Source organism: Knoellia sp. Soil729 (assembly GCF_001427985.1).
In the GTDB taxonomy this organism is placed as follows: domain Bacteria; phylum Actinomycetota; class Actinomycetes; order Actinomycetales; family Dermatophilaceae; genus Knoellia.
The window spans coordinates 886,491-907,722 of sequence record NZ_LMSA01000002.1 but is presented as its reverse complement, the minus strand read 5'-3'; the positions used below and the strand labels follow the sequence as shown (position 1 = coordinate 907,722).

Annotated in this window: 17 protein-coding genes; 9 read left to right on the top strand and 8 right to left on the bottom strand. The window is 69.2% G+C overall.

Annotated elements, in window-relative coordinates:
- Positions 1 to 68: 68 nt before the first annotated feature.
- The 3 genes from ASG74_RS09305 (at position 69) to ASG74_RS09295 (ending at position 2,058) form a co-directional block, all read left to right on the top strand.
- Complete coding sequence (locus ASG74_RS09305) at positions 69 to 716, top strand: DedA family protein (protein WP_056141854.1); 648 nt, start codon at positions 69 to 71, stop codon at positions 714 to 716.
- 88 nt (positions 717 to 804) lie between these two features.
- On the top strand, positions 805 to 1,380 hold the full coding sequence (dcd, locus tag ASG74_RS09300; protein WP_056143444.1) for a dCTP deaminase: 576 nt from the start codon (positions 805 to 807) through the stop codon (positions 1,378 to 1,380).
- A gap of 9 nt (positions 1,381 to 1,389) precedes the next feature.
- Positions 1,390 to 2,058 (top strand): alpha/beta hydrolase, encoded by a 669-nt coding sequence (locus tag ASG74_RS09295; protein ID WP_056141851.1) that lies wholly within the window; start codon positions 1,390 to 1,392, stop codon positions 2,056 to 2,058.
- Here the strand turns inward: ASG74_RS09295 and ASG74_RS09290 are convergent.
- The 4 genes from ASG74_RS09290 to ASG74_RS09275 form a co-directional block, all read right to left on the bottom strand.
- Entirely contained in the window at positions 2,043 to 3,470 is a 1,428-nt protein-coding gene (locus ASG74_RS09290) for an MFS transporter (RefSeq protein ID WP_056141848.1), read from the bottom strand. The two genes, ASG74_RS09295 and ASG74_RS09290, sit on opposite strands and share 16 nt — an antisense overlap.
- Before the next feature lie 121 nt (positions 3,471 to 3,591).
- Positions 3,592 to 5,025, bottom strand: a complete 1,434-nt coding sequence (locus ASG74_RS09285; protein WP_235498876.1) for an ABC transporter substrate-binding protein — start codon at positions 5,023 to 5,025, stop codon at positions 3,592 to 3,594.
- A gap of 20 nt (positions 5,026 to 5,045) precedes the next feature.
- Positions 5,046 to 5,972 carry a carbohydrate ABC transporter permease gene (locus ASG74_RS09280; RefSeq protein ID WP_235498875.1) on the bottom strand — a complete coding sequence of 309 codons (927 nt, stop codon included), beginning with the start codon at positions 5,970 to 5,972 and terminating at the stop codon, positions 5,046 to 5,048.
- Positions 5,969 to 6,880, bottom strand: coding sequence for a carbohydrate ABC transporter permease (locus tag ASG74_RS09275; RefSeq protein WP_056141842.1), 912 nt, complete (start codon positions 6,878 to 6,880; stop codon positions 5,969 to 5,971). Before ASG74_RS09275 ends, ASG74_RS09280 begins: the two co-directional genes overlap by 4 nt.
- A 216-nt stretch (positions 6,881 to 7,096) precedes the next feature.
- On the opposite strand from ASG74_RS09275, the gene ASG74_RS09270 reads away from it, so the two are divergent.
- The 4 genes from ASG74_RS09270 to ASG74_RS09255 are packed head-to-tail and all read left to right on the top strand — an operon-like array spanning position 7,097 to position 10,619.
- Entirely contained in the window at positions 7,097 to 8,227 is a 1,131-nt protein-coding gene (locus ASG74_RS09270) for an ABC transporter ATP-binding protein (protein ID WP_056141839.1), read from the top strand.
- A complete protein-coding gene (locus tag ASG74_RS09265) occupies positions 8,224 to 8,871 on the top strand; it encodes an ABC transporter permease (RefSeq protein ID WP_056141836.1) in 648 nt (215 codons plus the stop codon). The genes ASG74_RS09270 and ASG74_RS09265 overlap by 4 nt, the downstream gene beginning before the upstream one ends.
- The gene (locus ASG74_RS09260; RefSeq protein WP_056141833.1) at positions 8,868 to 9,674 is read left to right on the top strand and encodes an ABC transporter permease; all 807 of its coding nucleotides are present in this window, start codon (positions 8,868 to 8,870) and stop codon (positions 9,672 to 9,674) included. Before ASG74_RS09265 ends, ASG74_RS09260 begins: the two co-directional genes overlap by 4 nt.
- Before the next feature lie 24 nt (positions 9,675 to 9,698).
- Positions 9,699 to 10,619 (top strand): ABC transporter substrate-binding protein, encoded by a 921-nt coding sequence (locus ASG74_RS09255; protein WP_056141830.1) that lies wholly within the window; start codon positions 9,699 to 9,701, stop codon positions 10,617 to 10,619.
- Positions 10,620 to 10,747: 128 nt separating this feature from the next.
- On the opposite strand, the gene ASG74_RS09250 is transcribed toward ASG74_RS09255, so the two are convergent.
- The 3 genes from ASG74_RS09250 to ASG74_RS09240 form a co-directional block, all read right to left on the bottom strand.
- Positions 10,748 to 12,133: an HNH endonuclease signature motif containing protein gene (locus ASG74_RS09250; protein WP_082569622.1), complete on the bottom strand. Its 1,386-nt coding sequence runs from the start codon at positions 12,131 to 12,133 to the stop codon at positions 10,748 to 10,750.
- A 213-nt stretch (positions 12,134 to 12,346) separates the two neighbouring features.
- Positions 12,347 to 15,868, bottom strand: coding sequence for a heterodisulfide reductase-related iron-sulfur binding cluster (locus ASG74_RS09245; RefSeq protein WP_056141825.1), 3,522 nt, complete (start codon positions 15,866 to 15,868; stop codon positions 12,347 to 12,349).
- 80 nt (positions 15,869 to 15,948) lie between these two features.
- Complete coding sequence (locus tag ASG74_RS09240; protein WP_056141822.1) at positions 15,949 to 16,926, bottom strand: LLM class F420-dependent oxidoreductase; 978 nt, start codon at positions 16,924 to 16,926, stop codon at positions 15,949 to 15,951.
- A 243-nt stretch (positions 16,927 to 17,169) separates the two neighbouring features.
- On the opposite strand from ASG74_RS09240, the gene cysK reads away from it, so the two are divergent.
- The gene (gene cysK, locus ASG74_RS09235; protein ID WP_056141818.1) at positions 17,170 to 18,105 is read left to right on the top strand and encodes a cysteine synthase A; all 936 of its coding nucleotides are present in this window, start codon (positions 17,170 to 17,172) and stop codon (positions 18,103 to 18,105) included.
- A gap of 3 nt (positions 18,106 to 18,108) precedes the next feature.
- On the top strand, positions 18,109 to 18,741 hold the full coding sequence (gene cysE, locus ASG74_RS09230; RefSeq protein ID WP_442910082.1) for a serine O-acetyltransferase: 633 nt from the start codon (positions 18,109 to 18,111) through the stop codon (positions 18,739 to 18,741).
- A 16-nt stretch (positions 18,742 to 18,757) separates the two neighbouring features.
- On the opposite strand, the gene ASG74_RS09225 is transcribed toward cysE, so the two are convergent.
- Positions 18,758 to 21,166: a CHAT domain-containing protein gene (locus ASG74_RS09225; RefSeq protein ID WP_056141815.1), complete on the bottom strand. Its 2,409-nt coding sequence runs from the start codon at positions 21,164 to 21,166 to the stop codon at positions 18,758 to 18,760.
- Positions 21,167 to 21,232: the final 66 nt, after the last annotated feature.

Here is a 21,232-nt window from a genome sequence, read left to right as displayed (position 1 = left end):
GCCGCTAGTGTCGAGAGCGACGAACATCCACCCCACCCTGCACACATCCTCACAAGGCAGGCCCGCCCTTGACGTCGCTTCTCGACCAGGTCCTCGGCGCGCCCGCGTGGGCCGTCCTTCTGGTCGTGGGCCTGGTGGTGTTCGCCGAGGACGCGCTCTTCGTCGGCTTCGTCATCCCGGGGGAGACCGCGGCGCTCCTCGGTGGGGTGGCGGCCAAGCTGGGGCACGTGTCGCTCGCGGCCGTGCTCGCCACCGTCATCGTCTGCGCGATCGTCGGCGACTCGGTCGGCTACGAGGTGGGGCGGCACCTGGGGCCGCGCATCCTCTCCTGGCGCATTCTCGCGAAGCGGAAGCAGGGCCTGGACCGAGCGCAGGACTTCCTCGCCCGGCGCGGTGGTGCTGCCGTGTTCCTCGGACGGTGGACCGCCTTCTTCCGCGCCGTGATGCCCGCGCTTGCAGGGACGGCGAAGATGCCGTACCCCACCTTCCTCGCATGGAACGCCGCCGGCGGAGTGCTCTGGGGCGCGACCGTCGTCACCGCGGGCTATCTCGCCGGCGCGTCCTACGCGAAGGTCGAGAAGGTCGTCGGGCGCGACGTCGCCTTCGTCATCCTCGGGGTCGTCCTGATCGGGTTCGTCATCTGGCGCATCCGCGAACACCGCCGCGAGGACAGCGGGTCCCAGGAGTCCGAGGGCGTCGCCTCGGCGAACCGCTGAGCCAAGACCTCATCGCCTCTCGAACGTCCGCGCCAGACGCCGGTGCACTGACCGAACGTGGCAGCACCACGCCGACTACATTGGCGTGGTGCTGCTCTCCGACCGCGACATCCGTGCCGAGATCGACCATGGACGGGTTGTCCTCGACCCGTGGGATCCCGAGATGATCCAACCCAGCAGCATCGACGTGCGGCTCGACCGCTACTTCCGCTTGTTCGACAACCACAAGTACCCCTACATCGACCCCTCCGAGGACCAGCCCGACCTCACCCGTCTCGTCGAGGTGGAGGCCGACGAGCCGTTCGTCCTGCACCCCGGCGAGTTCGTGCTCGGCTCCATCTACGAGACGGTCACCCTCCCCGACGACATCGCCGCCCGCGTCGAGGGCAAGTCGAGCCTGGGCCGCCTCGGTCTGCTCACCCACGCGACCGCCGGCTTCGTCGACCCGGGATTCTCCGGTCACGTCACGCTCGAGCTGAGCAACGTCGCGACTCTGCCGATCAAGCTCTGGCCGGGGATGAAGGTCGGCCAGCTCTGCTTCTTCCGCCTGTCCAGCCCGGTCGACAACCCGTATGGCTCAGCGAAGTACGGCTCGCACTACCAAGGCCAGCGCGGCCCGACGGCCAGCCGTTCGTTCAAGAACTTCCACCGCACCCAGGTCTGAGGCCCGCCCGTGAAGGACCCCCTGGGTCGCCTCGTCTCGCACGACCTGCGCGGGACGATGCCGCCGAACCCTGTCGGCGTCGCCCTGGTCATCCACGGCGGCGGTGAGAAGGGCTTCGGCCCCATGCCGTGGTGGGAGGGCGCCGTCCTGCGGATGCGTCCGTTCGCCAAGGCCCTTGAGCAGGCGGCGGGGGACCGCCTTGCCGTGGTGCGCCTGAAGAACCGCTACTTCGGCTGGAACGGCACCGAGCAGACCCCGCTGACCGACGCCCGCTGGGCGCTCGACCGCATTCGAGACCGGTATGCCGGCCTGCCCGTTGCGCTCATCGGTCACTCCATGGGTGGCCGGGTCGTCACCCACCTCGCGGCCGAGCCCGGGGTGACGACGGTGGTCGCACTCGCCCCATGGGTCGAGGACGGCGACCCCCGCCTCGGGCGACCCGGGCTCGAGGTCCTGCTGATGCACGGTCTGCAGGACAGGACGACCGACCCGGCACGCACGCAACGTCTCGGTGAGGTGCTGCGCTCCCAAGGGGCCGACGTGACGTGGCGACCGGTCGAGGGTGAGTGGCACTCGATGCTGCGGCACGCCCCGACGTGGCACCGCGAGGTCGCCGAGTTCGTCACGGCTTCCCTCGGGGCGGGTGAGACGCCTCAGGCGGGTCAGGACTCACTCTGAGGTGCCACCGGCACGGGGTGGCGGGTGTTGGCCAGGCCGAACCAGCTGACCACCCCGCCGGTCGTGAGCAGCACCGCGCAGATGACCATCGCCCCGCGGAAGCCCGAGGTCATCGCGTCCGGGTCGAGGTAGTCGTCGCCGGACAGCCCCACCAGGGCCGGCAGGGCCGCGACGGCGAGGAGTGAGCCGGCCCTGGCCACGGCGTTGTTCACGCCACTGGCGACGCCGGCATACCGGTCGGGCGCGGCAGCGAGCACGGTCGAGGTGAGCGGCGAGACGAGCAGCGCAAGTCCGAGGGCGAAGACGACCAGCCCCGGCAGCACCGTCCACCAGGTCGCGCCCGGGCCCGCGGGGAGCAGGAGGAGCACCCCGGCAGCGCACACGAGCGGCCCGACGGTCATGGGGATGCGCGGCCCGATCCGCTCGGAGAGCTGTGAGGCTCGTGACGACAACAGCATGAGGGCGATCGTCGCCGGGAGCCCAGTGAGGCCGGCTGACAGTGCCGACCAGCCCGCGGAGACCTGCAGCTGCAGCACGAGGATGAAGAACACGACACCGAGCGCGCCGTAGACGACGAACGTCATGGCGTTGGCCGCCGAGAACACCCGGTCGCCGAAGAGCGAGAGGTGCACGAGCGGTGTGCGAGAACGCTTCTCCACGACGACAAACCCCACGGCTGCCGCCACCGCGAGAGCACCGACGGCCACCAGCAGTCCCGGGCTCATCGTCGAGGACGCCGTGAGCGCGTAGGTCAGGGCACCCAGGGACACCACCGTCATCGCACCGCCGGGTACGTCGAAACCGCGCTCCGTCGCCTCCGTGTCCCTCGACTCCGGAGTCGCCCACAGGGTCAGTGCGATGACGGCGATGCACAGCGGCACGTTGATCCCGAAGATCCAGCGCCAGCCGCCGTTGTCGACGAGCCAGCCGCCGACGAACGGGCCGATGGCGGCAGCGATCCCGGACAGGCCGGCCCAGGTGCCGATGGCGGCCGCCCGGTCCTCACGCCGGAACACCGACTGGATGATCGCGAGCCCGCCCGGGGTCAGCAGGGCCGCGCCCACCCCCTGCAGGACGCGGGTGGCGATGAGCTGCGACGGGGACTGCGCGACGGCGCACAGCGCGCTCGCGACGAGGAACCAGCCCATCCCCAGGAGATAGATGCGGCGACGACCGAACCGGTCCCCGAGTGCGCCACCGACGAGCACGAGCGAGGCGAGCGCCAGCATGTAGCCGTTGATGACCCACTGCAGCTGCTGCAGCGAGGCGTCGAGCTCGGTCCCGATCGTGCGCAGCGCGACGTTGACGACCGACCCGTCGAGGATGGCGATGCCGGAGCCGAGGGTGACGGCGGTGAGAGTGACGCGACCGCGCGTCGTGTCCCGGGCGAGGAGTTCGGTCACATCGCCCATTGTGGCTGCCAGGCTCGCCCGCGCACCGCAGTCACGCAATGAGAGACGCCTCCTCGAGATCGCCGTGGATCTCGAGGAGGCGTCACCGTTCGCAACTCTCGCGCGGCTGGACTGACCCGGGTCAGCCGACCGAGCTGTTGTACTGGCTGATCTGGCCCTTGAGCGAGTCGGCGGCCTTGGTCATGGCCTCCTGGGCGTCCGTGCCGTTGATCGCGGACTCGAGACCGTCCTCGGACGCCTTGCGGGCCTGGGGCATGACACCGAGGAGGCAGCCCTGCGTGGCCTTGCTCAGCTTGGTGCCCTCGAGCTGCTTGACGGCGACGTCGAACAGCGGGTTCTCCTTGCGGTAGGAGACGTCGGCCGGCTCGTTGAGCGCTCCCTTGCTGATCGGGAAGTAGCCCGTGCCGATGTGCCAGGCGGCCTGGCTCTTGGGGGACGCGAGGAACTTCACGAACTGCCAGGCGGCTTCCTGGTTGACGTCCTCGTGGTTGGCGCTGTTGATCCACAGCGAGGCGCCACCGATGATCGGGCCACCGTCGGTGCCCGCCTTGATGTGCGGGTAGTTGGCGGCACCGAGCTCCCAGCCGCCGTCCTTGGCGGCCTTGGAGTAGCCGCCGAGCTGCCCGGTGGACTCCAGGTTGATGGCGAGCTGACCAGACTTGAAGGCCGCCTGGGCCGCCTTCGTGTCACGACCGGTGTTGGCGGCGAGACCGTCCTTGACCATCTGCTGCCACCACTTGACGACCTCGACGCTCTCGGGCTGGTCGAACAGCACCTTGGTCGCCTTGCCGTCACGCCCGTTGCCCTGGTCGCAGTACTCCTTGCCGTCGGTGGCGATGAACTGCTCGAGCAGCCAGCCATAGATCGCGGCGCCGAAGCCGTAGTCGGCCGGGCCCCCCTTCGTCTTCGACAGCTTCTCGGCAGCCGCACGGATGGCGGCAAGGTCCTGCGGCGGCTTCTCGGGGTCGAGCCCGGCCTTCTTGAAGAGCGACTTGTTGTAGTACAGCACCGGCATCGAGGTGTTGAACGGCATCGAGTTCAGCTTGTCGTTGATGCTGTAGTAGCCGGCGATGTTGGGCTGGAGGTCGGAGACGTCGAGCTTGTCGCGGTCGATGAACTTCTGCATCGGGATCGTCTGCTTCGCGTCGATCATGAAGCGGGTGCCGATGTCGTAGACCTGGATGAGGTCCGGGGTCGACTTGCTCTGGATCGCCGCCTTGTACTTGGTGATGGCGTCGTCGTACTTGCCGGCGTAGGTCGCCTTGACCTGGATCTTGCCGCTGTTGGCCGAGTTGAACTCGTCCACGAGCTTGGTGAGCTGTTCGGCGTTGGTGCCGTCCATGGCGTGCCAGAACGCCACGGTCGTCACGCCCTTCGCCTTGTCCAGCGCGTCGGCGGCGGGTGCACCCCCAGAGCTGCCCCCGTCCCCTCCGTCGGACCCGTTGTCGCTTCCCCCGCCGCAGGCGGCAAGGAAGAGGGACGCCGATGCCACAACCGCAGGCACGGCATACCTCAGTCGTCGCCCACCGGGGGCGCGCGTTGTCGTGGTCTTCACGTGGATCTCCTCTGGTTTTCCTACTTGACGGCGCCCGTGGTGAGTCCACGAACGATGAAGCGCTGCCCAAAGATCACGAGCAGCAGGGTCGGGAAGAGTGCCAGCATGACGCCGGCGAGGACCATGCCGGGGGAGTCGGAGTCCGAGCTCTGCAGCTGGCTGATACCGATCTGGATGGTCTGGTGCTTTGGGTCCTCGGTGGCGAGCAACGGCCAGAAGTACATGTTCCAGGCCGACAGGGCCGACCAGATCCCCAGCGCAGCCAGGCTCGGACGGCTGAGCGGCAACAGGATCGAGTAGAGGAACCGGAAGTGCCCGGCCCCGTCGACCCGGGCGGCGTCACGCAGCTCCATCGGGAACGACAGGAACGACTGGCGCAGCAGGAAGGTCCCGAAGCCGGTCGCCAGGAACGGCAGCGCAAGACCGGCGATGGTGTCCTTGAGGCCCCACTGCGAGATGAGCAGGTAGTTCGGGATGATGATCGACTCGAACGGGATCATCATCGTGGACAGGAAGACGGCGAACCAGAACCCGCGCCACCTGAGGTTGAGGAAGACGAACGCGTAGGCCGCGAGCGCGCTCGTGACCATCTGGCCCACCGTGATGGCCAAGGTCTGCAGGACGCTCGTGAGGTACTGGTTGCCCAGCGGGATGATGTCGAGCGCCTTGGAGTAGTTGTCCGGGTAGAGGCCGTTCTTGGGCCACAACGCGGGCGGGAAGCTGTTGGTGTCGCGCTCGCCCATGAGCGAGCCCACCAGCCCGTAGTAGACCGGGAAGAGCACGATGAGGAACAGCACGCCGAGGAAGAGATACGTGAGGACGTTGCTCGTGCCGCGGATCTTGGTCGCCTTGGTCGCCTTGGGCGGCTTGGCGGCTCTGGCGGGCTTCGTGGCCCTGGCGTCCTTGGCGGGTCCCGTGGGCTCCGTGGGTTCGGTGAGCGTGCTCATCGGTAGAACACCCGCCTCTCGAGGACACCGAATTGCAAGGCGGTGATGATCAGCACGATGAGGAGCAGGACCATCGCCTGCGCCGACGCGTAGCCGTAGTTGCTGTTGTTGTTGGCGAACGCCTGCTCATAGATCGAGTAGACGAGCGTGGTGGTGCGGTTCTCCGGCCCGCCGACGGTGAGGATCTTGATCTGGCCGAAGCTCTGCAACGAGTGGATCGTGCCGACGACGATGAGGAAGAACAGCTGCGGGGTGAGCAGCGGCATGATGATGCTGCGCTGGAGCCGCAGGCCCGACGCGCCGTCGAGCCGCGCCGCTTCGAGGACGTCCTCGGGCAGCGCCCCCAGCCCGGCCGAGAGCACGAGCAGGTTGTAGCCGACCTGCATCCAGACTGTCGCACCGGAGACCGACCACAGCGCGAGGTCGGGGTTGGTCAGCCACTGCACCTTGTCCACGCCGAGGTGGCTGAGGATGCCGTTGAGGACACCGGAAGCCGGGTTGAAGAGGACTCCGAAGATCACCGAGGCAGTGGCCACGGAGAAGGCGAACGGGAGCGCAAAAGCGGTGCGGAAGAACCGGACTCCGCGAATGCGCGACTGCAGGAGCAGTGCGATCGCCAGCGCGATGGCGATGCTCGGGATGACCGTGAGGAGGGTGAACGCGAACGTCACCCAGAGCACGGTGAGGAACTCCGGGTCGTGGAACATCCGGGTGTAGTTCACTCCGCCGACGAAGCCACTCGGGTTGCCGAGGATGTCGGTGCCCTGCACGGACAGCAGGATCGACTTCACGAGGGGCCAGAAGATGAAGATGCCGAAGACGATGAGGGCCGGCAGGAGGTACCCGACGGCGATCCACCGCTCGCGACGCCCTTCGGCGCCGACGGTGCTGTTGACGGGCGTGCTCACCGTTCGCCGCCCGGTGGGTGCGAGGCGTTCGCTGTCAGGTCTGGTCTCATCATTGGGGCCACCTGTCGAATGCTAGGCCCGTCATCGCAATTTCTGTCCACCTGACAGGGCCTTGCGCGGCTTTTCTCCCAGAGCGATTGTGGGCCGCTGATCTGCCCGTATGCCGTCCGCGCCCGTTACGTTTGGACTCACCAACCGCTTGGCGAGGGGCGCAGCATGATCCGGTTCGACGGTGTGACCAAGCAGTACCCCGATGGCACGGTCGCCGTCGACGACCTCACCCTGACTGCTCCCACGGGCAAGATCACGGTGCTGGTCGGCCCCTCGGGCTGCGGCAAGACGACGTCGCTGCGCATGATCAACCGGATGATCGAGCCCACGCGCGGGACGATCAGCCTCGACGGTCAGGACACCGCCCGCATGAATGAGGCCGAGATGCGTCGCGGCATCGGCTACGTCATCCAGCACGCAGGCCTCTTCCCGCACCGCACGGTCCTCGACAACGTCGGCACGGTCCCCCGGCTGCTCGGCTGGGACAAGAAGGAGATTCGCGAACGCTCCCGCGAGCTGCTCGACCGGGTCGGGCTCGCGCCGGAGCTCGCCGACCGCTACCCGTCGCAGCTCTCCGGCGGCCAGCAGCAACGGGTCGGCGTCGCCCGGGCGCTCGCGGCCGACCCGCCGGTCATGCTCATGGACGAGCCGTTCAGCGCGGTCGACCCGGTCGTGCGCGACCAGCTGCAGGACGTCTTCCTCGACCTGCAGGGCGAGCTCGGCAAGACGATCGTCTTCGTCACCCACGACATCGACGAGGCGATCAAGCTCGGTGACCAGGTGGCGGTGCTGCGTGTGGGAGGCAAGCTGGCGCAGATTTCTGACCCGGCATACCTGCTGGCACACCCGAGCGACGACTTCGTGGCCGACTTCGTCGGTCGCGACCGCGGCTACCGCTCGCTGCAGTTCCAGCCCTCGCCGAAGCTGCCGCTGGCTCACGAGCGCACCCTTCTCGTCGGTGAGTCGACCGACGGCATGTCGTCGGCCTGGGCGCTCGTCGTCGACAACGAGCGCCGTCCGCTCGGCTGGGTCGAGCCCTCCCGCGTCGAGGGGCCGGTCACCACGGAGATGCTGCACCGCGGAGGGACCGTGGCTCGGGCATCGGGATCGTTGCGCGGGGTGCTCGACGCGGCCCTGTCCTCACCTGCTCGGCGGGGAGTCATCGTCGACGACTCGGGTTCGCTCGTCGGGACCGTTCGTGCGCACGAGGTGCTCTCCCTCATCGAGTCCGTCGACCGTCCCGACGAGGATCTTGCCGACGCGTTCGCGGAATCGGAGCCGGAGACGTCTCGATGACGTGGGTCAGCGACCACTGGAACGAGATCTTCACACTGGCCCGCAGCCACGTGTGGCTCTCGGGTCTGCCCCTCATCCTCGGCCTGGTCATCGCGTTGCCGCTGGGGTGGGCGGCGCGTCGGTGGTCCCGGATCTATCCCGTGCTCATCTCGACCTCGGGGCTGCTCTACACGATCCCCAGTCTCGCGCTCTTCATCATCATGCCGATCATCCTCGGAACCCAGGTTCTCGATCCCGTCAACGTCGTCGTCGCCATGACGATCTACACCGTCGCGCTGCTCGTGCGCACGGTGGCCGATGGGCTGGGGTCCGTGCCGGACCACGTCCTGCAGGCCGCTCGGGCGATGGGTTATGGAGGACTGCGGCGGTTCGTGGGGGTCGAGCTGCCGCTGGCCGTGCCTGTCATCGCGGCGGGGCTGCGCGTTGCTGCCGTGAGCAACGTCAGCATCGTCTCGGTCGCCTCGCTGGTGGGGATCTCGCAGCTGGGCAACCTCATGACGGACGGATATGCCCGCCTCATCTACTCCGAGATCATCGCCGGGCTCGTGGCGTGCGTGGTGCTGGCGCTCGTCTTCGACGGGCTCATCCTCCTGGCCCAGCGGCTGCTCACGCCCTGGCTGCCGGCGCAGGGAGGCCGCGCATGATCGCCAGCGTCCTCGACTGGCTCACGTCGTCTGCCACGTGGGCGGGCGACACGGGCCTGGGCGCGCGGATCGTCCAGCACCTCTGGTACTCGTTGCTGGCCGTCGCCATCGCCGCCGTCATCGCCGTCCCCTTGGGTCTGTGGATCGGCCACACGGGTCGAGCCAAGTCCCTTGTGTCCGTGGCGAACTCCCTGCGCGCCGTGCCCACTCTCGGCCTGCTCTTCGCGGTCGCCCTCTATCTGGGCCCGAAGATCGAGGGCAACCTGGCCTTCCTCGTTCCCAGCATCGTCGTTCTCGTCATCCTCGTCATCCCGCCGATCCTCTCCGGCGTGTATGCCGGCGTCGAGGCTGTCGATCCTGCCTCCCGTGACGCGGCGCGTGGGATGGGGATGCGTGGCATGGAGATCGTGCGCCAGGTCGAGATCCCCAACGCCCTGCCACTGATGCTGTCGGGCCTGCGCTCGGCGTTCCTGCAGGTCATCGCCACTGCCACGGTCGCCGCCTACGTGGGTCTGGGCGGCTTGGGTCGCTACCTGCAGGACGGCATCGCGACGAACGACTACGTCTCTGCCGCGGGCGGCGCGATCGTGGTCTCGGTGCTCGCTCTGATCGTCGACGGAGTCCTGGCCGTGGTGCAGCGCCTCGTCGTCTCGCCGGGGTTGACCGGGCGCAGTGGAGGAACTCGGTCCTCGCGGCGCGGAATGTCCGGGACCGGTGAGGCAGTTGCACCGGAGTCCGAGTCTTTGCTCGCGGGTCAGCCCGACCGTCCATCCCAGCCCGCCGCCCGAAGTGCCGCTCACTGAATCACTCAACCAAAGGATTCCCACATGAAGCGCATGACGTCCGTCCTCGCCCTGACCACCGCTGCGATCCTCGGGCTGTCTGCCTGTGGCGGGGGGAGCGACCCACTGGCCTCCCCGTCGTCGAGCTCCACGGGTGGAGCCTCGGCCGGTGGTGGCGACGTCGTCATCGGCTCGGCCGACTTCCCCGAGTCCGAGCTGCTCGCCGAGATCTATGCCGGAGCGCTCAAGGCCAAGGGGATCAACGCCACGACCAAGCCGCGTATCGGCGCTCGTGAGCTGTACCTCAAGGCACTCGAGGATGGCTCCATCCAGGCGGTGCCCGAGTACACCGGTGCGCTCGGCTTCTTCTACGACAAGAACTTCAAGGAGACGGACCCCGAGAAGGTCTACACGGCCGTCGAGGGACTGCTGCCCGACAAGTTCGCCATGCTGGACAAGTCCTCCGCCGAGGACAACGACTCGATCGTCGTCACCAAGGAGACGGCCGACTCGAAGAAGCTCACGTCGATCGGCGACCTCAAGTCGGTCGCCGGTGACATGACGCTGGGCGCGCCACCCGAGTTCCAGAAGCGACCGCAGGGCATCCCGGGTCTCAAGGCGACCTACGGCGTCACCTTCAAGTCGTTCCGCCCGCTCACCGGTCAGGCGCTCGTCCAAGCGCTGAAGAACGGTCAGGTCGACGCGGCCAACATCTTCACGACCGACCCCTCGATCGCCGAGAACGGGTTCGTCTCGCTCGAGGACACCGAGAAGCTGTTCGGCTCGCAGAACATCGTGCCGCTCGTGGTCAAGGACAAGGCCGACCAGTTCGCGGCCGCCCTGAACCCGGTCTCCAAGGCCCTCACCACCGAGGTCATCTCGGGTCTTCTCAAGCAGACGGTGATCGACAAGAAGGACGCCAAGGACGTGGCGGCGGAGTTCCTCAAGTCGCAGAACCTCGGCTGACCGACGGGTCAGCCTGCGGGAGCTTCTCCCCAAGGCGTGGCGCCCCTTCCGACTCGTCGGGAGGGGCGCCTTCGTCTGCAGGCATGCCGCTGACCCGGCGCCGGCTGGGGCGTCGGTGTGGGGCGGTGTCATGGTCGGTGGTGGCTGGTGTCATCACCCGAGGCTCGACGATGTGGTGGGCCGCCTGCGGCCGTGGAGCCGGCGCGTCCGCCTGAGGCGAGTGTGGTCAAGGCGGTGTCGTAGGCGCCGCTCGTGCGGTCCCAGACGACGCGTTGTCGGCCGTGCTCATCGATCTCGACCCACCCGTGGTAGCGCTGGGCGTGCACGACGGTGTGGTGACGCTGACACAAAAGGGCGGCGTTGGTCAGGTCGGTGGTGCCGTCATCGAGCCAGTGGATGAGGTGGTGGGCGTCGCACCAGGAGGCGGGGGCGTCGCAGCCGGGGTAGGTGCAGTGCCGGTCGCGGAGCCAGAGGCGTTTGATCTGGGCGGGGGTGAAGAGGCGCTCGGCCCGGCCGAGGTCGACGACCTCACCGCACGTGTTGAGGACGGCGGGGATGATGGTTGCGTCGCAGGCCCACCGTCGCACAGTCTCGGCGGTGACGAGGTCCCCGGTGGAGAGGCCGCCGAGCAGAGTTCCAGCTCCGGCCCGCCGTTGAAGGTCCTCGAGGGAGATCCCGACGAAGATCTGGGCCTTCGTCGAGGACCAGGAGCTGTTGCCGGCCTTGTGCGCGCGTGCGATGACCGCCACGAGGGCTTCGGCGCGACGTTGGTCGTGGGGGCGAGTGTCCGGTTCAGCAGGGCCGTGGTCATCGGCCGGGGAGGGGCTGGGAGCGGACCCGGGCCCGATGGCTGCTTCGAGAGCGGCCCTGTTCTCGCGGGTCAGGCGCAGGGCGAACTCCCAGAGGCCGGGCGCGATCTCCTTGCCCAGGCTGAGTGACTGCCCGTTGCGGGCCCGGTCCTCGGTGTCCTCGAAGTCGCCGTCGAGGCGATGCCGAGCCAGCAGCTCCTCGCGCAGGCGGCGTACCGTTCGGGCGTCGCACCGTTCACCGAGGGTCATGTAGGCGTCCCAGACGGTGTCGAGCGCATCGGGATGGAGGTGAGGGCTGAGCAGCCGCATCTCCTTGAGCGCGATCAGGGCCGTCGCGATGCTGACCCGCCCCGAGATGACGGCCTGCTTGAGGACGTGGTGGCGCGAGTCCCTGCAGGCTTGGGCGACCGTCGCGACTCTGGTGGCGCCGGCCAGGGCATAGCGGCGGTGGTGGGCGCCCACCCACTCCTTGCCGGTCATCGGGGGGTCGGACGCAGCGGGTTCGCCGCGTTCGAAGGCGTCGATGACGATGGCCGCTTCGGCACCTTCGGCCACCGCGGACAGTTCGCCCAGCACCTCGAGCCCCCCTGCCAGTTCGGCACCGGTGGCCTGGAACAGGACCCCGGGCAACGCCTTCGCGGCCTCTTGGGCGGCACGCAACCGGTTCACGCATTGCGCGTAGGTCAGCTGGGGCGCCGGTGTCATGAAAATCAACCTATCGACGGCCACTGACAGTGCTCGTCAGTCGAATCGTCCTGGAGCGCAACGCTATTCGCGGTGACGCATGTGATTCGCACCCGCAGTAACAGGGGCCCCAAGGGTTGTGCTTCAGCCGGGAAAGGGAGCCAGAAAGTTGGATGGATATTCATTGAGCCCCGCCGACGCATGCGTCGACGGGGCTCCCTGCCAGTGGATGGATCAGTCCCAGGGGTCGGGAGCATTGAGGAGGTCTTCCGCGTTGTCGGGCTTCTGCGCGGTTGAAGTCTCCACGCCGGACGGCGAGGTCCCCGCATCGGCGGCCTCCGTGGAGTCGCCCACCGCGTCTGTCTGGGGCTGCGCCTCTGCTGCGGCTGGGACGTCCGGTCCCGGCGCGCTGTCCGAGCCAGCGGAGGTGGCAGAGTCTGCTTCGTCGGTGCCCACCTCCTTGGCCGTCAGCGGGTCGTCGTCCGAGTGCGCTGCACCCGTCGCGGCATCGGATGTCGCGACCGCTCGATCCGTGAGGTCCTCCGCGTCGTCCCACGGGTCGGGCGATGACAAGAGCTCATCGTTCGAGGCGGGGGCAGGGGCAGGGGCAGGGGAGTCTTCCTTGAGCTCCTCGCTGGCTGCGGGTGTTTCGACCTTGGTGTCGGCCTCCGCCGTCGTCGCGGTGGACTCAGCGGCGGGTGCTGCCGGCTCGTCCCAGGGGTCGACGTCGTCGCTCGCCGCAGGGGCGGCGGGCCTCTCCTCCTTCGCTTCGGGCGCCACCGTCGTGGCCGTGGGCTCTGCGGCCGGGGTTGCGGGATTGTCCCAGGGGTCGACGTCGTCGCTCGCGTCGGAGGGTGCGGGTGTCTCGACCTTGGTGTCGGCCTCCGCCGTCGTCGCGGTGGACTCAGCGGCGGGTGTTGCTGGCTCGTCCCACGGGTCGACATCATCGCTCGCTGCGGGAGCCGCTGCGGACGTCTCGTCCTTGCTGTCCGGCTCGGCCTCGGATGTGGCAGGTGCCGTCTGGGTGGCGGCCGCTACCGGCTCGTCCCAGGGATCGACGTCGTCACTCGATGCCTCGGCGGCGTCCTCGAGCTTCTCGGGGGTGGGCTCACCCTCCGAGGCTGATGCCTTGGCTTCCGTCGACGCGGGCGCGGGGCTGTCCCACGGGTCTGCTTCCTCGTCGATGTCGGCGGGTGCCTTTGCGTCAGCACGTGCAGCAGAGACACTCTCCGGCGCGGGTGCTGCTGCGGCGGGTGCGGCGGGCTCGTCCCACGGGTCGGCGCCGCTGGACTCAGCCGCGGTGGGCTCCGCGGTCGTCGGTGCCTTGGCCGTCGCGGCCGCGCCACCAGCCGCACCAGCCGCGGCGGCAGGGGAAGCGGAAGCGGACCTGGGCTGGCCGGCATACGAGTCAGATTCGGAGGCGACCGAAGCGGCAGCCGCTTCGTCCATCAAACCGGACGCCTCGTCCTCGTCCTGACCACGGCGAACCGCCGCCAGGAGCATCTGCGCGACGTCGACGACCTCGACGTCCTCACCGACGCCTTCGGCCTGCTTCGCGGTCAGCCCGTCCGACATCATGACGCGGCAGAACGGGCAGCCGATGGCGATGCGCTCCGCTCCGGTGGCCAGGGCCTCCTCGGTGCGGTTCATGTTGATCCGACCGCCGAGCTTCTCCTCCATCCACATCCTCGCGCCACCGGCGCCGCAGCAGAACGACTTCTCCTTGGAGCGCTCCATCTCGCGCAGCTCGACGCCGGGAAGGGCGCCGAGGAGCTCACGCGGCGGGGCGTAGACGTTGTTGTGACGTCCGAGGTAGCAGGGGTCGTGGTAGGTCACAGTGGCCGCCGTCGAGGCCGCGTTCTTCGCCGAGGACATCCCCGGCGCATCGGCCGGGCGGGCGACGGGGACGAGCTGCTTGTCGCGCACGAGCCGGTTGAGCAGCTGCGTGTGGTGGACGACCTCGTACTTGCCGCCGAGGTCGGGGTACTCGTTCTTGATCGTGTTGAAGCAGTGGGCGCAGGTGACGACGATCTTCTGCACGCCCATCTCGCCGAACGTCTCGATGTTCTGCTGGGCGAGCATCGAGAAGAGGATCTCGTTGCCCGCACGGCGGGCGGAGTCGCCCGTGCAGGTCTCGCCGTCGCCGAGGACGGCGAAGGAGACGCCCGCGGTGTTGAGCAGCTCGGCGACAGCGCGGGAGGTCTTCTTGGCGCGGTCCTCGTAGGCACCGGCGCAGCCGACCCAGAACAAGTAGTCGACCTCCTCGGCGGACTCGAGGTCCTTGCCGAGAACCTTCACGTCGAACGGCAGGTCCTTGGCCCAGTCGAGGCGGGCCCGCGCGCCCATGCCCCACGGGTTGCCCTTCGACTCGAGGTTCTTGAAGAGGCCACCGAGCTCGGACGGGAAGGCCGACTCGATGAGCGTCTGGTAGCGGCGCATGTCGACGATGTGGTCGACGTGTTCGATGTCGACCGGGCACTGCTCGACGCAGGCGCCACAGGTGGTGCAGGACCACAGGACGTCCTGGTCGATGACGGCATCCGGACCATGAGGGTTGTATGCCGCGAGCGGGTTGGTGATGTCATAGCCCGTGTCGCCGACGAGGGGGAGCTCCGCGAGTGCCGTCGTGGCCGCCGGGAGGGACGCGCGCGCCTCCTCGGAGGCGGTGAGCCACGGCGACTTCGCGTTGGCGTGGTCGCGCAGGGTCATCATGAGCAGCTTGGGGGAGAGCGGCTTCTCGGTGTTCCAGGCAGGACACTGCGACTGGCAGCGGCCGCACTCGGTGCAGGTGGAGAAGTCCAGCAGGCCCTTCCAGGTGAAGTCCTCGACCTTGCCGACGCCGAGCACCGGCTCAGCGGCGTCGGCTTCATCGTCCTCGTTCTCGGAGAGGGCCTCCATGGCCTCCATCGAGAACGGCTGGCCGTCGCCCATCGTCATCGGCTTGAGGTTGCCCAGGGCGGTGCGTCCGGAGGACTCACGCTTGAACCAGATGTTGGGGAAGGCGAGGAAGCGGTGCCAGGCGACGCCCATCGTGGGCGTGAGCGCGATGGTGACCATCCACGCGAACGAGATGATGATCTTGATGGCGGCGACGATGACGATGAGGTTCTTGATCGCGTCGACCGACAGTCCGGTGAACATCCCGGCACCCCAGCCCGTGAGCGGGAAGTGCAGCGCGAGGCTCTCGGAGGGCTGCTCGATCTTGGTCAGCGCCGCCTCGAGGAAGCGCAGGGTCACGATGCAGATGGTGACGCCGAGGATCGTGAGCTCGACGTAGTAGGCCTGCCACCACGTCGACCCGAAGAAGCGCGAATAGCGGCCCTTCTCGCCGGGGGCCGAGCGTGGGTGCTTGACCTGGCGGATCACCATGAGCACGACGATGCCGATGAATCCGGTCCATGCGAAGAACTCGGTCAGCCACTCGTAGGGCGGGAAGTGCCCGATGACCGGCAGCTGCCACTCGGGCTTGATGAGCTGGCCGAAGGCGGTGGCCAGGGTTCCGACGAGCAGCAGGAAGGACAGCGCGGTGAACCAGTGCGCGACCGCCACGAGGGGCAGTCGTGACATGCGGGTGTGGCCGAGGAACTCCTTGACCAGGGTCCAGGTGCGGGCCAGCGGGGTGTCCGTGCGGCGCGGGTCCGCCTGTCCCACACGGTAGAGCGCGACGAAGCGACCGATCTGCCGGAAGAGGAGCGCCCATCCGACGAGCATCAGCGGGAAACAGATGGCGGAGGCGACGATCTGGAGCGCGGACATGCCGGGGAGTCTACTGAGCGCTAAGCACGCGCATAGTGCTCAGTGACGCCGCTCGCACCCGTTGTGGCGGGACTCACGGGCTAGGAGGCACGCAGCTTCGCGAGCAGGGGCTCGGCGGCCTCGGCGAGGAAGCGCTCTTGGTGCTCGCCACCGACCTGCACGAGCGCCAGGTCCGTGAACCCCGCCGTGTCGAACTCGGCGACCGCCTCGGCTATGGCGTCGAGGTCGGGCCCGCAGGGGATGGACTCGGCGACGTCCTCGGGCCGGACGAACTGCGTCGCCCCGTGGAAGCCAGCCGTGGTCGGCAGGTCGGCGTTGACGGCCCAACCGCCGGCGAACCAGCGGAACTGCTCGTGGGCCCGCTCGACGGCCGCCTTCTCGTCGGGATCCCAGCAGATGGGGATCTGGCCGATGGCGCGCGCGCCGTCCCCGATCCGCGGTGCGCCCTCGGTCTCGTTCCACCCCTTGACGAGCTCGGCCTTGGGCTCGACGGCAACGAGGTGGTCGGCCAGGGGGCCGAACCGGGCGATCGACTCCTCGCCGCTCACCGCCACACCGATGGGCACGCCCCCGTCGGGCAGGTCCCAGATCCGCGCCGACTCCACCCGGAAGTGCTCTCCGTGGTGGTCGACCAGCTCGCCGGTGTGCAGCGACCGGATGACCTCGATCGCCTCCTCGAGCATGTCCTGTCTGGTGGCGACTGCGGGCCACCGCTCCCCGACGACATGCTCGTTGAGGTTCTCGCCGCTGCCCAGGCCCAGGGTGAAGCGCCCGTCGGCGAGCAGCTGGATGGTCGCGGCCTTCTGGGCGATGACGGCCGGGTGGTAGCGCAGCGTCGGACAGGTCACGTAGGTCATGAGGTCGACCCGCTCTGTCGCGTGCGCGACCGCGCCGAGGACGCTCCACGCGTAGGGCGCGTGCCCCTGCGCCGACAGCCAGGGGGAGTAGTGGTCGCTCATGACCTCGAAGTCGAAGCCCGCCTCCTCGGCACCCACCGCCCACCGGACGAGGTCCTTGGGGCCGCTCTGTTCTGTCATCAACGTGTATCCGATGCGCATATCCGCTCCTCGTCGTCGTGTCTTCCGACCGTAGGTCGTTCACCCCAGCGCCCGCACCCTCCCAAGGGAGGTGCGCGCCCGGTGGGAGGTGACGGCATACGGACTCTTCGTCCGCGGGAACACGCTGCGATAACGTGACGTTGGACCGCATATAAGCAGCACGGCTGTTTTTGCACCCCCGAACCATCACCAGTACCGCCCAGCGGCGCACCGCGCCCGTGACACGAAGCAACGGAGACCTGCATGCCCATCCTCGATGACGTCACCCAAGCAGTCGGCAACACCCCGCTCGTGCGGATCAACCGCATCATCGAGGCGCCCGAGGGCACGACCGTCGCTGCGAAGCTCGAGTTCTACAGCCCCGCCAGCTCGGTCAAGGACCGCATCGGTGTCGCCATCGTCGACGCTGCCGAGGCCTCCGGTCAGCTTCCCCCCGGCGGCACGATCGTCGAGGCCACGTCCGGCAACACCGGCATCGCGCTCGCCATGGTCGGCGCGGCCCGCGGCTACAAGGTCGTCCTCGCGATGCCGGAGTCCATGTCCAAGGAGCGCCGCGCGCTGCTGCGTGGCTATGGCGCCGAGCTCGTCCTCACCGAGCCGTCCACGGGCATGAAGGGTGCGGTCGCCAAGGCCGAGGAGATCGCCGCCGAGCGCGAGGGTGCGATCCTCGCCCGCCAGTTCGCCAACGAGGCCAATCCGGAGATCCACCGCAAGACCACGGCCGAGGAGATCTGGCGCGACACCGACGGCAAGGTCGACATCGTCGTGGCCGGCATCGGCACCGGCGGCACCATCACCGGCGTCGGTCAGGTCCTCAAGGAGCGCAAGCCCGAGGTCACGATCATCGCCGTGGAGCCCCAGGAGTCGGCGATCCTCAACGGCGGCGCTCCCGGCCCGCACAAGATCCAGGGCCTGGGCGCCAACTTCGTCCCGGAGATCCTCGACACCGAGATCTACGACGAGGTCATCGACATCGACGCGGCGACCTCGGTGGAGTGGGCCCGCAAGGCCGCCACCCAGGAGGGCCTGCTCGTCGGCATCTCCTCCGGTGCCGCCCTCGCCGCCGCCAACCAGGTCGCGACGCGCCCCGAGAACGCCGGCAAGACCATCGTCGTCGTCATCCCGAGCTTCGGCGAGCGCTACCTCTCGACGATCCTCTTCGAGGGACTTGTCGACTAGCTCATGCTGACTTCGGGCAAGAAGGGTATGCCGTTCGCTCGCCTGCGGTCCCGCGTCCAGCGGGCCGCGGCGAGCGTTCGCGGTGACGTCGACGCGGCGATCGCCCGCGACCCGGCAGCGGCGTCGCGCGCCGACCTCGTGCTGAACTCGCCCGGGCTGCATGCGATCTGGTCCCACCGGGTCGCCCACAAGCTGTGGCAGCGCCCGCACCTCAAGCCCGTCGCCCGCACCCTGTCGACGCTGACCCGTGCCGCCACGGGCGTCGAGATCCACCCCGGCGCGACGATCGGCAAGCGCTTCTTCATCGACCACGGCATGGGGGTCGTCATCGGTGAGACGGCAGAGGTCGGCGACGACGTCATGCTCTACCACGGGGTCACGCTCGGCGGCCGCACCCTGGCCAGGGTCAAGCGCCACCCCACGGTCGGCGACCGCGTGACCATCGGTGCGGGGGCGCGGATCCTCGGCGCTGTCGAGGTGGGCGACGACGTCCAGATCGGCGCCAACTCCGTCGTCGTCAAGGACGTCCCGGCGGGGGCGATCGCGACCGGTGTGCCCGCCATCGTCCGCTTCCCGGGGCATCCCGGCGAGGACCCCTACGAGGCGCTCTTCAGCGAGCCGGCGCTCTTCATCTGACTGTCCGGACGGGCAGTCAGCCGGTCTGCCAGGTGCTGCCGTAGGCGCAGAACGCCTCCGCGCCCGGGACGTGGGCAGCGGTGTCGCGCAGGGCCGTTGCGACATCGGTGCCAGCGGCGAGTCGTTGGTGCAGGTCGACCATCGCCGCCGCTGCCACGTCGTCGCGAACGGGGTTCGTCGCCGCGACGACGCACTGCACCCCGAGGCTGAGCAGGGCCGCGGCCAGCCCGAGGGGTTCGTCCCCGGCCTGCCCCCGGGTCCGTCCCACGTCGCAGGCCGACAGGATGACGAGCTCTGCCGCGAGGGGTGCGCGCAGCTCGTGGGCGAACACCGGTCCGTCGGCCAGGTCCAGGCTCGAGAAGAGAGGGCTCTGGTCGACGTGGTGCCCGTGCGCCGCAAGGTGCACGACACTCGAGGAGGCGAGCGCATCACGCACGTCGGACGTCACGGCATACCCGCCGTGCGTTGTGCCACCGGCAGATCCGGTATGCCGGCCCCAGGCCTTCGAGACTCCGCTCACCTCCTCGTGTGCTCGCGGCAGACCCGGTCCGGCGAGCGCCACGACGCTCGGGTTGCGGGTGGCGAGGGTGGGTCGCCGGACCCACGCCGTCACTGACGGCGCAGCGACCACCGGGTGTGGGGCGAGGGACGGCAGGGTGCGCCAGGGCAGCGACGCCAGCGCCGTCGTCGGGACGACCACCACCGTGCCTTCCACCTGCACCCCGCCGAACAGCGCCCGGTCGACCTCGAGCAGCGATCGCTCTCGTGCCTGCCCGAGGAAGGCCGCCATGGACGGAGGCGCCAGCGCCGTGGCCCGGACGTCGGCGTGGGCCCTCACGGCCGCCGCCGCGATGTCACCTGCGGGACCCAGCACGCTCTGGAGGATGCGTGACCCGTCGAGGACGAGGCGCACCACGGTGCCCCGGATCTCGTGGAACGTCACGAGCGTCACGCCCCGCTCGGCTGCCGTCTCCAGGGCCAGCTGGGCGGTCGCGGGATGGAGGTCCTCGCCTACCCGGTCCCCACGGACCGCACGCAGGCGTGCCGTGATCGCGGCCTGCAGGGTCGTCACCTCGTCATCGACGGGCCCGGACGCCTCGTGGGGCCCGGCCTGCCGGATCTGGCGCAGGCGCCCCACCAGGGCGGCAGTCTCCGCGTCGTCGGAGGGTCGCAGCGGGGGAGTGCGGTGCGAGGCCGCCCGCCACCTCTCGACGCTCTCGAAGAGCTCGGCCGTCGACCCCGAGTCGGTGGCCGCGGCGACGTCGGCGTCGCGGATGCGGGCAGCGTGGAACGCGAGGCCTGCGCGGACCTCGAGGCTGTGCACGTCGCCCTGGTCGTGGGCGAGCCGTGCGGCGGCCTCGCGCATGATCCCGGTCGCGCGCGTGTGGTCGCCCTCCGCTTCGGCCAGCATCGCGGCGAGCAGGTGTTCGTGGAGCAGGACGCCCAGCGCGACGGGATGGCCGCTCCCGAGACGGGTGAGCTGGGCGCGGGCGGTGCCGAGGTCGTGTCGCGCCAGGGCGACCTCGACCTGGATGCGGGTGGCGAGGCGTTCGGCGGGGAGGGTCGGCGTGGGGGTGTCCCAGCGCGAGGCGACCTGGGCCGCCCGGGTCAGGCGGCGCCCCACACCGAGGTCGATGACGGCCCCCAGCAGCTCCACCTCCTCGGCCGGACCGGCTGCATGGATGGCGCGGAAGGTCCGCACCGCGTTGCCTGCCCGGATCCGGGCCTGTGCCATGTCTCCCCGGAGCAGGGCTGCTCGCGCGAGGTCGAGGTGGATCTCGCCCCGCTCGAAGGGCTGTCGGTCCAGTCGCGCCGCGTCGAGGCCACGCTGCAGGACCTCCTCGGCCTCGTCGACGAGCCCGGCGTCGAGGAGGACCTTGCCGTGGTCGAGGTGGCCGCGTGCCGTGGTGATGTCGACGTCCATCTCGGCGGCTTCACCCAGGAGTCGCAGAGCGCCCGGGATGTCACCGGCGAGGTAGGCGAGGCAGCCGAGGTTGTGCCGCGCCTTGAACTCCTCGAGGGGCAGGGAGTGCTCCACGGCCAAGGCGACCACCGCCTCGAGGTCCGCGCGGCCGAGGTCGAGGTGGAACAGGGACAGGTGCGCGAGCCCTCGGTTGATGAGCGCCGCGCACCTCTCCGGGACGACGAGCTCGTCGAGGTGCGGCTCGACCTGCTCGAGCTCCACGAGCGCCTGCCGCCAGTTCGAGGCCATGACGTTGATCGCTCCGGCCTGGAGGTGCGCCTGGGCGCCGAGGAGGGCAGGTGCCTGTCCTTCGACCATCCGGTGGACCTCGTCGAGGACGCTCAGGCCTGCCTCGGGGCCGTCGATGCCGAAGCGCGCGACCGCCCGGGTGATGTGGATCCTGGCGCGCAGACGCAGGACCTCCATGGGGTCGAGGTCGTGGACGTCGGGCCCGTCCAGCACCTTGAGCGCGCGGCTCAGCGCTGAGTCGGCACGCCGGTAGTGGCCGGCGGAGTTCTCCGACCGGCC

Excerpts from the sequence above, each read along its gene's own strand:
- ASG74_RS09290 (WP_056141848.1), bottom strand. The coding sequence starts at position 3,470 with ATGGGCGATGTGACCGAACTCCTCGCCCGGGACACGACGCGCGGTCGC.
- ASG74_RS09280 (WP_235498875.1), bottom strand. The coding sequence starts at position 5,972 with ATGAGCACGCTCACCGAACCCACGGAGCCCACGGGACCCGCCAAGGAC.
- ASG74_RS09270 (WP_056141839.1), top strand. The coding sequence starts at position 7,097 with ATGATCCGGTTCGACGGTGTGACCAAGCAGTACCCCGATGGCACGGTC.
- ASG74_RS09265 (WP_056141836.1), top strand. The coding sequence starts at position 8,224 with ATGACGTGGGTCAGCGACCACTGGAACGAGATCTTCACACTGGCCCGC.
- ASG74_RS09260 (WP_056141833.1), top strand. The coding sequence starts at position 8,868 with ATGATCGCCAGCGTCCTCGACTGGCTCACGTCGTCTGCCACGTGGGCG.
- ASG74_RS09255 (WP_056141830.1), top strand. The coding sequence starts at position 9,699 with ATGAAGCGCATGACGTCCGTCCTCGCCCTGACCACCGCTGCGATCCTC.
- ASG74_RS09250 (WP_082569622.1), bottom strand. The coding sequence starts at position 12,133 with ATGACACCGGCGCCCCAGCTGACCTACGCGCAATGCGTGAACCGGTTG.
- ASG74_RS09245 (WP_056141825.1), bottom strand. The coding sequence starts at position 15,868 with ATGTCCGCGCTCCAGATCGTCGCCTCCGCCATCTGTTTCCCGCTGATG.
- ASG74_RS09240 (WP_056141822.1), bottom strand. The coding sequence starts at position 16,926 with ATGCGCATCGGATACACGTTGATGACAGAACAGAGCGGCCCCAAGGAC.
- cysK (WP_056141818.1), top strand. The coding sequence starts at position 17,170 with ATGCCCATCCTCGATGACGTCACCCAAGCAGTCGGCAACACCCCGCTC.
- cysE (WP_442910082.1), top strand. The coding sequence starts at position 18,109 with ATGCTGACTTCGGGCAAGAAGGGTATGCCGTTCGCTCGCCTGCGGTCC.